The sequence below is a fragment of the Variovorax sp. AC103 genome (assembly GCF_979254005.1).
The window spans coordinates 168230-182469 of record NZ_CEEDFC010000007.1 but is presented as its reverse complement, the minus strand read 5'-3'; the positions used below and the strand labels follow the sequence as shown (position 1 = coordinate 182469).

The window sequence follows — 14240 nt, the reverse complement described above, 5'->3', positions numbered from 1 at the left end:
CCATGACGACGTCCACACGCAAGCGTTCGATTCCCCGCCAGCGCCAGCCTGAGCTGGAGCGCGACTTTGCGCGCTCTCCCTCGCTGGGCTACGAGGCGCCCGAAGAAACCGGCCTGGTGCGCTGCCTGGCGCACGGCTTTCCCAGTCCGCTGGTGCGATGGCACTTTCATGAAGACTACGAGCTGCACCTGATCACCGAAACCTCGGGCAAGGCCTTCATCGGTGACTGGATCGGGCCGTTCCAGCCCGGGCACCTGGTGCTGTGCGGGCCGCGGCTGCCGCACAACTGGATCTCGCTCGACGTGCCCGAAGGCGGCGCCGCGGGGCGCGACCGGGTGATCCAGTTCCGCCACGAGCCCATCGAGCGCGCGGCCAGCGAGATTCCCGAGCTGCGCGAGGTGATGCAGCTGCTCGAGCGCGCGCGCCACGGCATCGAGTTCTTCGGCATGTCTGCGCAGGCGCAGGTGCACTGGGACCACATCAAGGCCGCGCGCGGCGTGCGGCGCCTGGGTCGGTTCTGCGAATTCCTGGCCGATCTGGCGGAGTGCACCGACTACCGGCTGCTGTCGAGCGTGCAGATGCAGGGCGCGCAGGGCGCGGACGGCGATGCGCAGGTCGACCAGATCAACGGCATCGTCAACCGCATCACCAACAACATGGCCGAGTCGATCTCGATGTCGGACGTGGCCGCCGAGCTGGGCATGAGCGAGAGCCGCTTCAGCCGCTTCTTCCGGCGCTCCACCGGCAACAGCTTCACCGACTTCGTCAACCGCGTGCGCATCAACAGCGCCTGCCACCTGCTGATGCAGACCGACCACTACGTGACGGACATCTGCTACCAGGTGGGCTTCAACAACGTCGCCAACTTCAACCGGCGCTTCCTTGAAATCAAGGGCATGACGCCGAGCGAATTCAGAAAACAGGCCGACACGCGCTTCGGCAGCGGCGTCTCTTCGTAACACGGCAGGGAGTTCATCTTGTACCTGGGACTCGACCTCGGCACGTCCGAGCTCAAGGCGCTGCTGCTCGCCGACGATCACCGCATCGTGGGCGTGGCGCGTGCGCCGCTCACGGTCGAGCGGCCGCAACCGCTGTGGTCGGAGCAGGCGCCGCGGCAGTGGTGGCAGGCGCTCGAGCAGGTGATGGCGGCGTTGAAGGCATCCCATGGCGAGGCGCTGTCTGCCGTGCGCGCCATCGGCCTGTCGGGCCAGATGCACGGCGCCACGCTGCTCGACGCGGCGGGCGAGGTGCTGCGCCCGGCCATCCTGTGGAACGACGGGCGCAGCGGCGCGCAGTGCGAGGCGCTTGCGCGCGCCGTGCCGCGCCTGGGCGCGATCGCGGGCAACCTGGCGATGCCGGGCTTCACCGCTCCCAAGCTGATGTGGGTGCGTGAACACGAGCCCGAAATCTTTGCGCGCACGGCACGCGTGCTGTTGCCGAAGGACTGGCTGCGCTTCATGCTCAGCGGCGAGGCGGTCAGCGAGATGTCGGACGCCGCGGGCACGCTGTGGCTGGACGTGGGCGCGCGCGACTGGTCCGACGAGTTGCTGTCGGCCACCGGGCTCACGCGCGAACACATGCCGCGGCTGGTCGAAGGCAGCGAGGTGTCGGCGCAGCTCAAGCCCGAGCTGGCAACGCGGTGGGGCGTGGGCCGCGGCACGGTGCTGATCGCCGGCGGCGCGGGCGACAACGCCGCGAGCGCGGTCGGCATGGGGCTGGTGGAACCGGGGCAGGGCTTCGTGTCGCTCGGTACGTCGGGCGTGGTGTTCGTGTCGACCGACCGCTTCCTGCCGAACCCCGCGCAGGCCATGCACGCCTTCTGCCACGCGCTGCCGAAGCGCTGGCACCAGATGTCGGTGATGCTCTCGGCCGCGAGCGCGGTGAGCTGGGCGGCGAAGGCGTTCAGGTTCACCGACGAGGCGGCGCTGCTGGAGGCTGCGGCGTCGGTGCCGGTGTCGCAGCGTGTGCACTGCCCGCTGTTCCTGCCGTACCTGTCTGGCGAGCGTTCGCCGCACAACAACCCCGCTGCACAGGGCGTGCTGTTCGGGCTGACGCATGCGCACGGTCCTGCGGAGATTGCCTATGCCGTGGTCGAGGGCGTGAGCTTCGGCCTGCGCGACGGCTTCGACACCCTGCGTCTGCCGCCCGACATGCCGCTGCGCGAAGTGGCGCTGGTGGGCGGCGGTGCGCGCAGCGTGTGGTGGGGCCAGTTGCTGGCCGACATCTTCCAGGTACCGCTCACGCTCTATGCGGGCAGCGAGACCGGCGGGGCGCTGGGCGCGGCGCGCCTGGCGTGGTTGGCCGATGGCGGCGCCGTCGCACAGGTGTGCACGCTGCCGCCGGTGAAGCAGAAGCTGGTTCCGGGGGCGGAAGGCGTGGAGACGCACAAGGTGCGGCGTGCGCGCTTCCAGGCGCTCTATGCGGCGCTGCGGGATCAATTCGAATAAGCGACGCACAGACCGAGCGCCCATAAAAAAACCCGTCGCAAGACGGGTTTTTTACTTTCGCGAAACACCGCGGAACCGGCTTTGCCGGGCCGCAGATGTTGCCCCCGGTAGGGGTTGGCGTAGCGGACACGAAGTGCCGCGCAGCCTGGGGGCGAGCGAAATTACATCCCCATGCCGCCCATGCCGCCCATGCCACCCATGTCAGGCATGCCGCCGCCGGCACCCGATTCTTCCTTCGGTGCGTCAGCGATCATGGCTTCGGTCGTCAGCAGCAGCGAGGACACCGAGGCGGCGTTCTGCAGTGCGGTGCGCGTGACCTTCGTCGGGTCCAGGATGCCCAGTTCGAGCATGTCGCCGTACGAGTCGTTCGCAGCGTTGAAGCCGTAGTTGCCCTTGCCGGCCAACACAGCGTTCACCACCACCGAGGCTTCGCCGCCGGCGTTATTCACGATTTCGCGCAGGGGCGCTTCGATGGCCTTGAGCACCAGCTTGATGCCGGCTTCCTGGTCGGCGTTGTCGCCCTTGACCGAGTCGCCCACAGCTTGCTTGGCACGCAGCAGAGCCACGCCGCCGCCAGCCACGACGCCTTCTTCCACGGCAGCGCGGGTGGCGTGCAGTGCATCTTCGACGCGGGCCTTCTTTTCCTTCATTTCGACTTCGGTGGCAGCGCCGACCTTGATCACTGCAACGCCGCCGGCCAGCTTGGCCACGCGCTCTTGCAGCTTTTCACGGTCGTAGTCGCTGGTCGCTTCTTCGATCTGAACGCGCACCTGCTTCACGCGGGCTTCGATGTCACCAGCAGCGCCGGCGCCGTCGATGATGATCGTGTTTTCCTTGCCCACTTCGATGCGCTTGGCTTGACCCAGGTCGGCCAGCGTCACCTTTTCGAGCGTCAGGCCCACTTCTTCAGCGATGACCTTGCCGCCCGTCAGGATAGCGATGTCTTCCAGCATGGCCTTGCGGCGGTCGCCGAAGCCGGGAGCCTTGACAGCCACGACCTTCAGGATGCCGCGGATCGTGTTCACGACCAGGGTCGCCAGGGCTTCGCCTTCGACTTCTTCGGCAATGATCAGCAGTGGACGGCCAGCCTTGGCGACTTGCTCCAGCACCGGCAGCAGGTCACGGATGTTGCTGATCTTCTTGTCGAACAGCAGCACGAAGGGGTTGTCCAACAGCGCCGATTGCTTCTCGGGGTTGTTGATGAAGTAGGGCGACAGGTAGCCGCGGTCGAACTGCATGCCTTCGACGACGTCGAGTTCGCTGTCCAGCGACTTGCCGTCTTCCACGGTGATCACGCCTTCCTTGCCGACCTTGTCCATCGCGTCAGCGATGAGCTTGCCGATGGTTTCGTCGCTGTTGGCCGAAATGGAGCCGACCTGCGCGATTTCCTTGGAGGTGGTGGTGGGCTTGGAAGCCTTCTTCAGCTCGGCGACCAGGGCCGTGACAGCCTTGTCGATGCCGCGCTTCAGGTCCATCGGGTTCATGCCGGCAGCCACCAGCTTGAAACCTTCGCGAACGATGGCTTGTGCCAGCACGGTCGCGGTGGTGGTGCCGTCACCGGCGTTGTCCGAAGTCTTGGAGGCTACTTCCTTCACGAGCTGGGCGCCCATGTTCTGGAGCTTGTCCTTGAGTTCGATTTCCTTGGCCACGGACACACCGTCCTTGGTCACGGTGGGGGCGCCGAACGAGCGCTCCAGAACCACGTTGCGACCCTTGGGGCCCAGGGTGACCTTGACTGCGTTGGCCAGGATGTTCACACCCTCGACCATGCGTGCGCGGGCTTCTCCGCCGAAGACTACGTCTTTTGCTGCCATGATGAATTAACTCCGAATGGATTGGATTTGAATGAATCGGAAGGGGAGAAGGCTTACTTCTCGACGACTGCGAACAGGTCGTCTTCCTTCATCACGAGCAGTTCGTCGCCGTCGACCTTGACGGTCTGGCCGCTGTACTTGCCGAACAGGACGCGGTCGCCGACCTTGACGGTCAGTGCGGTCAGTTCGCCCTTGTCGGTGCGCTTGCCCGGGCCCACGGCCAAGACTTCGCCCTGATCGGGCTTTTCGGCGGCTGCGTCGGGGATGACGATGCCGGAGGCGGTCTTGGTTTCGCTGTCAACACGCTTGACGATCACGCGATCGGCCAAAGGACGAAGTTTCATTGCATCTCCTGATATGGATAAGAAACGGGTTTGTGGTCGGACACCGGACTGGGCCCGGGTGCCCATTCGACTGGCAGCAAGTGGCTGTTAGCACTCGTCGGCAGTGAGTGCTAATGATAAGGGCATTCGGTGACGTTTCAAGGGCAGGGATTGGGGGCGCCGCATTTCAGGGCCGTTTTCCGAGTTGCCGGACGCGTCGGTTCCGCAAGGCCGAACCAGCCTCGCGGGCACTGCGATGCCTGACGTATGCTGTGGCATCGTTCGATTGCACACAGTTTGTAGACAAACATATGAAACCCCCAGCCCCGATCAAGCCGGCGCCGCGCGCCAAGCCCGGCAAGCCCGGCAAGACCGCAGCAGCGGTCAAGGCCTCGGGCGCCCGCAAGCCCGGGCCGGGCGTTGCCAGGACCGGGGCCGACGCGTCCGCCGAGCCCGACGCGTCGGGCGAAGCCTCGAAGAATCTGACCGACCGGGCCTACGCCGTCGTGAGGCGGCTCATTCTGCAGCGCGAGTTGACCGGTGGCGAAGTGCTGGTCGAAGGGCGCTTGGCCGAGCGCCTGCAGATGTCGCGAACGCCCTTGCGCGAGGCCCTGCTCCGGCTCGAGGGCGAAGGCCTGCTGGTGCGGGCCAATGCGCGCTCGTACGCGGTGCGGCGCATCACCGCGTCGCATTACTTCCAGTGCCTGCAGGTGCGCGAACGGCTGGAGTCGCAGGCCGTGTCGCTCGCCATGGGGCATGTGCCCGCGGAACTGGTGCAGCGCCTGCGCAGCGACATCCTGTCGCTGGATTCGAGCCAGCAGGGTTCGAGCCACTGGCACGCCGACGACGAGATCCACGGCCTGTTCGCGCGGGCCTCCGGCAACGCCATGCTGGCCGAGACGATCGCGCACCTGCGCGTGCTGTGCCGTCTGTTCGAGGTGGTCGACCCGTTCAACCGCATCGAGGACGACAGGGCCGAGCACCTGGCCATCCTGGACGCCTACATCGCGGGCAACGCGAAAGCGGCCGAAGAGGCCGTCATTGCGCACCTGCGCCACCTGGCGCGCTACACGCTCTCCAGGCTCAGCAACGGACTGGTCACCGGCTTCCCGCCGCACTAGCAGCGCGGGCGCAGCCCGTGGCACTGGCGGCACCGGCGGGACGGGCGAGCCTGCCCGCGGTGCGAGCCCCTTTCAGTGCCGCAGGATCTTGCCGACGAAATCGCGGGTGCGGGCCTCGCGGGGCGCGTCGAAGATCTGCCGCGGGTCGCCGACCTCGACCACGTGCCCGTCGGCCATGAAGACGACCTTGCTCGACACCTCGCGCACGAAGCCCATCTCGTGCGAGACGATGAACATCGTCATGCCCTCGGCGGCCAGCAGCCGCACGGTGTCGAGCACTTCGTTGACCAGCTCGGGGTCGAGGGCGGCCGTGACCTCGTCGAGCAGCAGGATGCCCGGCTGCAGCGCCAGCGCGCGCGCGATCGCCACGCGCTGCTGCTGGCCGCCCGACAGCTGGTCGGGGTAGGACTTCAGCTTGGCCCCCATGCCCACCTTCTCGAGCAGCTGGACCGCATAGTCCTCGACCTGCTTGCGCGGGCGTCCCTTGACCTTGATGGGGGCGACCGTGACGTTGTCGAGCACCGTCATGTTCTGGAACAGGTTGTACTGCTGGAACACGATGGCCATCTGCGAGCGCACGCGGCGAAGTTGCTCCCGGTCGTTGTAGTCCAGGGCCTGGCCGTCGATGCGAACCTGGCCCTCGATGGGCGGCAGCAGGCCCATGAGCACGCGCAGCAAGGTGCTCTTGCCCGAGCCCGACGGCCCGATGAGGCTGACGATCTCTCCCTTGTCCACCGACAGGTTGATGCGCTCGAGTACGGTGTGCGCGCCGTAGTTGGCCTTGAGGTCAACGATTTCGAGTTGGGGCAAGTTTTTTCTCCAGGTATTTGCCGAACCGGGCCAGCGGATAGGACAGCATGAAATAAAGCGCCAGCACCGTGCCGTAGACCAGCGTGGCCGAGAAGCCCTTGTTGTTCATCGTCTTGCCGGCGAAGGCCAGCTCGACGACGCCGATCTGCGAGGCCAGCGCGGTGTCCTTGATGAACAGCACGAAGAAGCCGAAGACCGGCGGAAGAATGATCTTCCAGGCCTGCGGCACGATCACCAGGCGCAGCGTCTGCAGGTAGCTGAAGTTCATGGCCGCCGCCGCGTCCCACTGATTGCGGTGCACCGACTCGAGCCCGCTGCGCACGATCTCCGCAATGAAGGCGGTGGCGATCAGGCACACGCTGATCAGGGCCACCGTGAACATGGCGAGGTCGGCGTGCAGGCCCTGGAAGATGAAGAACACCAGCATCAACGTGACCAGGAACGGGATGCGCCTGAACAGCTCGATGAAGGCCGTGGCCGCAACGCGCAGCGGCATGCCGGCGGGCCGGTCGCCCAGCCGCACCGCCGCCAGCACGAAGCCCAGCGAGAAGCCGACGATGCAGCCGATGGCGGACAGCGCGAATGTCACGCCCAGCGCCTTCGCGAAGAACAGCAGGTTGTAGTAGCTGAAGAAGCGAGGCAGCTCCTGCAGGATCTGGTCGAGCATCAGAACCACCTCATCTTGGCGCGGAAGAAGCGCTTGCCCACGAAGGCCAGCGACAGCGTGGCGATCAGGGTGATCACGAGGTAGAGCACCGCCACGACGGAGAACACCTCGATCGAGCGAAAGGTCTCGGCGTTGATGTTGTAGGCCCGTCCGGTGAGTTCCTCGACGCCGAAGATGGCCGCCATCGAGGTGCCCAGGGTCATCAGGATGTACTGGTTGGACAGCGGCGGAAACAGCACGCGCACGATGTGCGGCAGGATCACGTAGCGAATGGTCTGGATGCGGGAGAAGCCCAGCGTTTCGGCGGCCTCCAGCTCGGGCAGGCGCACCGATTCGAAGCCCGCGCGCTGGATTTCGGTCAGGTACGCACCGGCATTGAGCGTCATGCCGATCAGCACGGCCTGGTAGGGCGACAGCAGGATGCCCGCGTCGGGCAGCGCGAAGAAGATGAAGAAGATCTGGATGAGCTGCGGCGTGTTGGTGAAGAACACCACGTAGGCGCCGACGATGCGGCGCGCCCACCGCGGGCCGTAGGCGCGCACCGAGGCACCGCCCAGGCCGAGCAGCATGCCGAGCGCGAACGCGAGGAACGCGATCTGCAGGCTCAGCCAGGCGCCGCCGACCAGGTAGGGCAGGCGCTCCAGCACCGATGAATAGTCGAACTGCATGCGCCCCCTGCGGCCTTACTTGTAGCTCGCTGCGGTGCGCGGATCGTGCAGCATCGGGCCGCCGAACCACTTCTTCCAGCGTTCGTCCACGTAGCCGCTCTTGTGCATTTCCTTGATGGCGCCGGTGAGCTTCTCGCGCAGCGCGTCGTTGCCCTTCTGCACGCCGATGCCGCAGAAGTAGACCTCGATGGGGGCGTCCACGATGCGCCAGTCGATCTTGTGCTTGGCCGTGTGCTCGGTCATGAAGTCCATCACGTCGATCATCGCGTCGGCCCGGCCCTGGGCAATGGCACGCACCGCGTCGGGGTAGTTGTCCAGCAGCAGCAACTGCGCCTTGGGCAGCTTTTCCTGCACCAGCTTCACGGGCGTGGCACCGCGCACCTCGACCAGCCGGACCGCCGGATCGTTGAGCTCCATCCAGTCCTTGTAGGGCTTGGCCTTGGTGGTCAGCACGCCCAGCACCTCGGTGTGCAAGGGCACGGTGAAGTCGATCACCTTCTGGCGCTCGGGCGTGATCGTCATGGCGCCGAGCACGGCATCGATCTTGCCGCTGCTCACGAAGGGAATGCGGTCGGGCGAGCCGACCTGCACGATCTCCGTCTTGACGCCCAGCAGTTCGCCGAGCTTGCGCGCGATGTCGACGTCGAAGCCGTCGATCTCGTTCTTGTCGTTGAAGATGCCCAGCGGCGGAAGGGTCGGGTTGACGCCGACCACCAGCTTCTTGCTGGCCACGATTTCATCGAGCGTGCGGGCCGAGCTGGCCATCGGCAGGCCCATCAGGGCCGACCCCAGCGCGAGCGAACCGGCCACCAGGAGGGTGCGGCGGACGGCGTTCCTTGTTTGCTTCATCGAGAAAAACTCCTAGAGGTTGAAGGTTGAGCCAGAGGCGCCGAAGCGCTCCGGATTGCCGGGTGGACGGATGCAAGACGAATGCCAGATGGCGCGTTGTCTGCAAAAAATATAAGATTTATATATTGAATGTATACAATAAAATTCCATCGGTCCAGTCCAAGCTTGCGCTTCGGGTTTGCCTGTTCATCCGGCCACTTCCTTTCATGACGAAAAGCTCAACTTCTGCAATGCCCTCGCTGCGCGACGAGCGGGCGGTGCGGCGCGGGCCTGCGGTGCGCTTCACGGCCGACGGCCACCCGGTCGAAGCCTTCGAAGGCGAAAGCGTCGCGGCGGCGCTGCTTGCCGCGGGGCGGCGCGAACTTCGGCGCAGCCCGCGCAACGGCGCACCGCGTGGCATGTTCTGCCTCATGGGCTCCTGCCAGGAATGCCTGGTGTGGGTCGGCGAACGCAAGCTGGCGGCCTGCCAGGTGCCGGTGGTGGCAGGCCTGGCGATCGAATCGCTCGACTTCCGGGAGCAGCGCCTTGGCTGAAGCGCTCCCTTCACCCGTCGACTTGCTGGTGATCGGTGCCGGTCCGGCCGGTGCGCGCGCGGCCTTGCGCGCGCAAGCCTGCGGCCTGGACGTGCTGCTGGTCGACGAGAACCCGGACGCAGGCGGCCAGGTGTGGCGCGCGCTGCCGCCTGGCTTCATGCGGGCCGCCGGCGTCCGGCCGTCGCACGAAGCCATGCAGGGCGACGCCCTGCGCGCCGAACTGCATCGCTCGGGCGTGCGCTGCCTGTTCGGCCACAAGGTATGGAACGTGGGCAGCAGCCTGCGCACCGACCTGATCGGCCCCGGCGGCGTGGCGAGCTGGCAGCCGCGCGCCCTGCTGGTGGCGACCGGCACCACCGAGCGCGTCGTGCCCTTCGCCGGGTGGACCGAGCCCGGGGTGATCGGCCTGGCCGCGGCCACCATCCTTCTCAAGTCTCAGAACATGCTGCCCGGCCGGCGCACGGTGGTCGCCGGCAGCGGTCCGCTGCTGCTGGCCGTGGCGACCGGCATCCTCAAGGCCGGCGGCGAGGTCGCCGCGGTGCTGGACCTGGCCAGCCGCGCGGACTGGCTGCGAACCCTGCCTTCGCTGGCCGGCCGGCCCGATCTGCTGTGGCAGGGCATGCAATGGCAGGCGCGCCTGCGCATGGCGGGGGTGCCGATGTTCTATCGGCACGGCATTGCGTCGGTCGAGGCGCTCGGCGACGGGTTCCGTATTCACGCGCAGCAGGTCGACACGACCGGTGCGCCTCTTGCGCGCATCGCGCCTGTGGCTTTCGATGCGGACGCTGTCGCCGTGGGGCACGGCCTGGTGCCGGGTACCGACGTGACCCGGCTGCTGCGGGCGCGCCATCGCTACGACGCGGCGCGCGGCGGCTGGATCGCACACGCCGACGTCGAGGGCCGTACCTCCATCGCCGGCCTGTACGTCGCCGGCGACGGGGCGGGCATTGCCGGTGCCGCTGCGGCCGGCGCCCATGGCGAGCTTGCGGCCGTCGCCTGCGCCCACGATCTGGGCCGCTTGACCGCCGAGGCCCATGCGCGCGAGCGCGATCGCCTGCTCGCGCAGTGGCGCAAGCCCGCGCGCTTCGGGCGCGCGATGGCGGGCCTGATGGCCTTGCGAAACGGCAGCCTCGCAGGCATCGCGCCCGACACGGTGGTCTGCCGCTGCGAGGACGTGACCCGCGGCGAGATCGACGCCGCCGCGCGCGACGGGGCGCGCGACATGAACCAGCTCAAGGCCTGGACCCGCTGCGGCATGGGCCCCTGCCAGGGGCGCACCTGCGGGGACGTCGCGGGGGCATTGCTCGCCGCCCACGTGGGCAGCCGCGAAGCCGCAGGCTGCTTCACTGGCCGGGCGCCGTTGCGGCCGGTCTCGCTCGCCGAGGTGGCCGGCGACTACACCTACGCCGACATCCCCATTCCGAAGGCGGCCCCGCTGTGAGCCGCGGCGCAGGCTCCTCTTCGGCCTACGACGCGGTCGTGATCGGCGGCGGTGTCATGGGCTGCTCGACCGCGCTGCATCTGGCGCGAGGCGGCATGCGGGTCGCGCTGGTCGACCGCGGGCCGCTGTGCCGCGAGGCGTCCGGCGTCAACGCCGGCACGCTGACGCTGCACATGACGCGCGCCGCGCTGGTGCCCTATGCCATGCGCGCCTGGCAGATGTGGATGGATGCCGAGCAATGGCTGGGCATGGGCGTGCTCGCCACGCACGTACCGGGCCTCACGCTGGCCTTCACCGAGGCCGAGTGCGAGCTGGTCGACCTGCGTGCCAGGGCGCGCCGCGAATACGGGGCACCCATCGAAGTCATTTCGGCGGCGCGCGCGCGAGAGATCGAACCCGGCGTGCATCCCGGGCTGATGAAGGCGGGCTACTGCGACATCGACGGCTTCGCGAGCGCCTACCTCACGGGCCGTGCCTTTCGCCACGCGCTCACTGCCGCGGGTGTGGCGGTGATCGAGAACGCGCCCGTCGAGGCCATCGATTCCGGCGATGCGGGCCACCGCGTGCGCTTTGCCGGCGCGGTGGGCCGAGCGCCCTTGCAGGCGGCGCGCGTGGTGCTCGCGGGCGGTGTGTGGATCGAGGACATGCTGGCCTGGCTCGGCGTGCGGATTCCCATCAAGGTGCTGGTCAACCAGCTCATCGTGACCGAGCGCATCCGGCCGGTGATGCGCACCGTGCTCAGTGTGGCCAACGGGCTGCTGTCGCTCAAGCAGTTCGCCAACGGCACCGTGCTGATCGGCGGCGGCTGGCAGGGCGAGGGCGACCGCGAGCGCGGGGGCGTCGAGGTTCGCGCGCAGAACCTCGTGGGCAACATGCGCCTGGCCGCCTATGCCGTGCCCGCCCTGGCCGAAGCCCGCATCGCGCGCATCTGGCTCGGACTGGAGGCCGAGACCGCCGACGCCATGCCGATCGTGGGCGAGGTGCCCGGCGTGCCGCGGGCCTACGTGGTCGGCAGCGCCCATTCGGGCTACACCAGCGGCCCGTTCATGGGCCGGATCATGGCCCAGCACATCCTCGGGCAGCAACCCGACCTGCCTCTTTTCGATCCCGCCCGCCTGCTGGGCATGCCGATGCCTGGCGCTTGACAACCCGTTGCCATGATTCCTGAACAACCCGACGCTTTCCACGGCATCTATGCCGCCACCCTGTGCCCGCTGCACGACGACGGCCGCATCGACGAAGCGACGCTGGCGCGTCATCTCGAAGCCAACGCCCGCGTGCCGGGCATGAAGGGGCTGCTGATCAACGGCCACGCCGGCGAGAACTTCACGCTCTCGCGCGAAGAGAAGCGCCGCGTGACCGAGATCGCGTTCGAGGTCTGCGGCCCGCGTTCGCTGCTGGTGTGCGGCATCAATGCCGAGGACAGTTTCGAGGCCCAGCGCCACGTCGACGATGCGAAGGCCGCGGGGGCCGACGCCGTGCTGGTCTTTCCGCCGTTCTCGTGGGCGCTCTCGCAGGACGCGCGCATGGCCGTGACGCACCACCGGATCGCCAACGCCAATGCGGGCCTGCCCCTGATGCTCTACCAGGCCGGCGTCAATGCGGGCACCTTGGGCTATCGCCCCGAGGTGCTGGCCGAGCTGGTGCAGCTGCCGCATGTGGTCGGCGTCAAGGAGGGCAGCTGGGAGGCCGCGGCCTACGAGGCCAACCGCCGGCTGGTGAAGCGGGTGGCGCCGCACGTCGCCATGATGGCCTCGGGCGACGAGCACCTGCTGACCTGCTTCGCCGTCGGCAGCGAAGGCAGCCTTGTGAGCCTCGCCGCGGTCGTTCCCGAGCTGGTGATCGACCTCGACCTTGCGATGAAGCGCGGCGATCTCGCGACGGCGCGCCGCCTCAACGAACGCATCTATCCGCTCGCCAAGGCGATCTACGGCACGGCGCCCGGCGGCTACGCGACGGCGCGCCTGAAGACCTGCCTCAAGCTGCTCGGCCGCTTTCCGAGCGACGCCATGCGCGCGCCGCTGGGACCGTTGCCGCGCGAGGAGGTGGCGGCCCTGGAGCGTGCGCTGGCCGAAGCCGGCGTGACCGCATGAACTGAACTGAACTGAACCGACCCGACCCGACCCGACCCAGGAGAACGCACCCATGACCCGCAAGATCATCCGCAACGGCCGCATCGTCACGGCCGTGGACGACTACACCGCCGACCTGCTGATCGACGACGGCTGCATCGTCGCCATCGGCCGCACGCTCGACGTCGGGCCCGACGTCGAGGTCATCGACGCCGCCGGCATGCTGGTGCTGCCGGGCGGCGTGGATTGCCACACCCACATGGACAACACCTTCGGCGACTCGACCACGTGCGACAGCTTCGAGTCGGGGACGCGGTCGGCCGCTTTCGGCGGCACCACCACCATCGTGGACTTCGCCTTCCAGCGCAAGGGAGTGAGCGTGCTCGAGGCCATCGAACGCGCCCGCGCCAAAGGCGCCGACGGGGCCTGCATCGACTACGGCTTCCACGTCATCGTGACCGGGGTGGACGAGCAGGTGCTGGCCGACATGCAGCATGCGATCCGGCATGAAGGCGTCTCCAGCTTCAAGATGTTCATGGCCTACCCGGGGTCGGTGATGGTCGACGACGCGGCCATCTTCCAGGCGATGCGCATGGTCGGGCAGCACGGCGGCATGATCGCGCTGCACGCCGAGAACGGAACCATCATCGAGCTGCTCATCAAGGAGGCGCTGGCCCAGGGCCACACCGCGCCCAAGTACCACGCGCTCACGCGCCCTGCGATCATGGAGGGCGAGGCCACGCACCGCGGCATCAAGCTGGCCGAGCTCGCCGACGCGCCGGTGTACTTCGTGCACCTCTCGGCCAGGGAGGCGCTCAAGCACGTGGTCGAGGCGCGGGACATGGGGGTGCCGGTGTTCGCCGAGACCTGCCCGCACTACCTTTTCTTCGACGACAGTGCCTACGACAGCGAAGACTTCGATCTGGCGCGCTACGTGATGAGCCCGCCCCTTCGCTCCAAGACGTCGCAGCAGGCCTTGTGGACCGCACTGCGCACCGACGACCTGCAACTGGTCTCGACCGACCATTGCCCCTTCTGCATGAAGGAAGGGCACCTGGGGCGCATCAACCAGAAGCCGTACGGCCAGAACGATTTCTCGAAGATTCCCAACGGCGTGCCCGGCGTGGAAACGCGCATGCCGACCCTCTACGACGGCGGCGTGCGCGCGGGCCGCATCTCGCTGAACCGCTTCGTGGAGCTGGTGTCCACGGCGCCGTCGAAGCTGTTCGGCCTGTTTCCGCAAAAGGGCACGATCGCCGTCGGCAGCGATGCCGACCTGGTGATCTTCGACCCGGAGGCGCAGCACGTCATCTCGGCGAAGACGCAGCACGGCAACTGCGATTTCACGCTGTTCGAAGGCCACGGCGTGACGGGGCAGGTGAAGAAGGTGCTGTTGCGCGGCGAACTCATCGTCGACGGCGAGCGATGGCTCGGCAAGGCCGGCAGCGGCCGCTATGTGGTGCGCGGGGAATCGGGCGGCTGGTAGCCGGCGACG

Annotated in this window: 14 protein-coding genes; 8 read left to right on the top strand and 6 right to left on the bottom strand. The window is 67.6% G+C overall.

Annotated elements, in window-relative coordinates; all coding sequences use genetic code 11:
* The first annotated feature begins 2 nt into the window (after positions 1-2).
* On the top strand, positions 3-959 hold the full coding sequence (locus tag AC0IYU_RS12930; protein ID WP_435494138.1) for an AraC family transcriptional regulator: 957 nt from the start codon (positions 3-5) through the stop codon (positions 957-959).
* Between the two features lie 18 nt (positions 960-977).
* Positions 978-2447, top strand: coding sequence for a xylulokinase (gene xylB, locus AC0IYU_RS12925; protein ID WP_472117251.1), 1470 nt, complete (start codon positions 978-980; stop codon positions 2445-2447).
* Positions 2448-2608: 161 nt separating this feature from the next.
* Here xylB and groL read toward each other — a convergent pair whose 3' ends face one another.
* Positions 2609-4261, bottom strand: a complete 1653-nt coding sequence (gene groL / locus AC0IYU_RS12920) for a chaperonin GroEL (protein WP_435441693.1) — start codon at positions 4259-4261, stop codon at positions 2609-2611.
* Positions 4262-4314: 53 nt separating this feature from the next.
* A complete protein-coding gene (groES, locus tag AC0IYU_RS12915; protein WP_093125512.1) occupies positions 4315-4605 on the bottom strand; it encodes a co-chaperone GroES in 291 nt (96 codons plus the stop codon).
* A gap of 290 nt (positions 4606-4895) precedes the next feature.
* Here groES and AC0IYU_RS12910 point away from each other — a divergent pair, with 290 nt between their 5' ends.
* Positions 4896-5705, top strand: a complete 810-nt coding sequence (locus AC0IYU_RS12910; protein ID WP_472117248.1) for a GntR family transcriptional regulator — start codon at positions 4896-4898, stop codon at positions 5703-5705.
* Positions 5706-5777: 72 nt separating this feature from the next.
* Here the strand turns inward: AC0IYU_RS12910 and AC0IYU_RS12905 are convergent, their stop codons facing one another.
* The 4 genes from AC0IYU_RS12905 to AC0IYU_RS12890 are packed head-to-tail and all read right to left on the bottom strand — an operon-like array spanning position 5778 to position 8699.
* Entirely contained in the window at positions 5778-6515 is a 738-nt protein-coding gene (locus AC0IYU_RS12905) for an amino acid ABC transporter ATP-binding protein (protein WP_435444926.1), read from the bottom strand.
* A complete protein-coding gene (locus AC0IYU_RS12900; protein WP_435482750.1) occupies positions 6493-7182 on the bottom strand; it encodes an amino acid ABC transporter permease in 690 nt (229 codons plus the stop codon). Before AC0IYU_RS12900 ends, AC0IYU_RS12905 begins: the two co-directional genes overlap by 23 nt.
* Entirely contained in the window at positions 7182-7850 is a 669-nt protein-coding gene (locus tag AC0IYU_RS12895) for an amino acid ABC transporter permease (RefSeq protein WP_435482751.1), read from the bottom strand. Before AC0IYU_RS12895 ends, AC0IYU_RS12900 begins: the two co-directional genes overlap by 1 nt.
* Before the next feature lie 15 nt (positions 7851-7865).
* On the bottom strand, positions 7866-8699 hold the full coding sequence (locus AC0IYU_RS12890; RefSeq protein WP_472117246.1) for a transporter substrate-binding domain-containing protein: 834 nt from the start codon (positions 8697-8699) through the stop codon (positions 7866-7868).
* Positions 8700-8905: 206 nt separating this feature from the next.
* On the opposite strand from AC0IYU_RS12890, the gene AC0IYU_RS12885 reads away from it, so the two are divergent.
* From AC0IYU_RS12885 to hydA, 5 genes are read left to right on the top strand one after another with little or no spacing between them, the layout of a single operon-like run.
* Complete coding sequence (locus tag AC0IYU_RS12885) at positions 8906-9232, top strand: (2Fe-2S)-binding protein (protein WP_472117243.1); 327 nt, start codon at positions 8906-8908, stop codon at positions 9230-9232.
* A complete protein-coding gene (locus tag AC0IYU_RS12880) occupies positions 9225-10673 on the top strand; it encodes an FAD-dependent oxidoreductase (RefSeq protein ID WP_472117240.1) in 1449 nt (482 codons plus the stop codon). Before AC0IYU_RS12885 ends, AC0IYU_RS12880 begins: the two co-directional genes overlap by 8 nt.
* Complete coding sequence (locus AC0IYU_RS12875) at positions 10670-11818, top strand: NAD(P)/FAD-dependent oxidoreductase (RefSeq protein ID WP_472117238.1); 1149 nt, start codon at positions 10670-10672, stop codon at positions 11816-11818. The genes AC0IYU_RS12880 and AC0IYU_RS12875 overlap by 4 nt, the downstream gene beginning before the upstream one ends.
* Before the next feature lie 12 nt (positions 11819-11830).
* Positions 11831-12766 (top strand): dihydrodipicolinate synthase family protein, encoded by a 936-nt coding sequence (locus AC0IYU_RS12870; protein WP_472117235.1) that lies wholly within the window; start codon positions 11831-11833, stop codon positions 12764-12766.
* Positions 12767-12818: 52 nt separating this feature from the next.
* Positions 12819-14231, top strand: a complete 1413-nt coding sequence (gene hydA, locus AC0IYU_RS12865) for a dihydropyrimidinase (RefSeq protein ID WP_472117232.1) — start codon at positions 12819-12821, stop codon at positions 14229-14231.
* Positions 14232-14240 lie beyond the last annotated feature (9 nt).

Bases quoted from the DNA above. Each gene is read 5' to 3' on its own strand.
- AC0IYU_RS12930 (WP_435494138.1), top strand. From the start codon at position 3: ATGACGACGTCCACACGCAAGCGTTCGATTCCCCGCCAGCGCCAGCCT.
- groL (WP_435441693.1), bottom strand. From the start codon at position 4,261: ATGGCAGCAAAAGACGTAGTCTTCGGCGGAGAAGCCCGCGCACGCATG.
- AC0IYU_RS12900 (WP_435482750.1), bottom strand. From the start codon at position 7,182: ATGCTCGACCAGATCCTGCAGGAGCTGCCTCGCTTCTTCAGCTACTAC.
- AC0IYU_RS12910 (WP_472117248.1), top strand. From the start codon at position 4,896: ATGAAACCCCCAGCCCCGATCAAGCCGGCGCCGCGCGCCAAGCCCGGC.
- hydA (WP_472117232.1), top strand. From the start codon at position 12,819: ATGACCCGCAAGATCATCCGCAACGGCCGCATCGTCACGGCCGTGGAC.
- groES (WP_093125512.1), bottom strand. From the start codon at position 4,605: ATGAAACTTCGTCCTTTGGCCGATCGCGTGATCGTCAAGCGTGTTGAC.
- AC0IYU_RS12890 (WP_472117246.1), bottom strand. From the start codon at position 8,699: ATGAAGCAAACAAGGAACGCCGTCCGCCGCACCCTCCTGGTGGCCGGT.
- AC0IYU_RS12895 (WP_435482751.1), bottom strand. From the start codon at position 7,850: ATGCAGTTCGACTATTCATCGGTGCTGGAGCGCCTGCCCTACCTGGTC.
- AC0IYU_RS12885 (WP_472117243.1), top strand. From the start codon at position 8,906: ATGACGAAAAGCTCAACTTCTGCAATGCCCTCGCTGCGCGACGAGCGG.
- AC0IYU_RS12870 (WP_472117235.1), top strand. From the start codon at position 11,831: ATGATTCCTGAACAACCCGACGCTTTCCACGGCATCTATGCCGCCACC.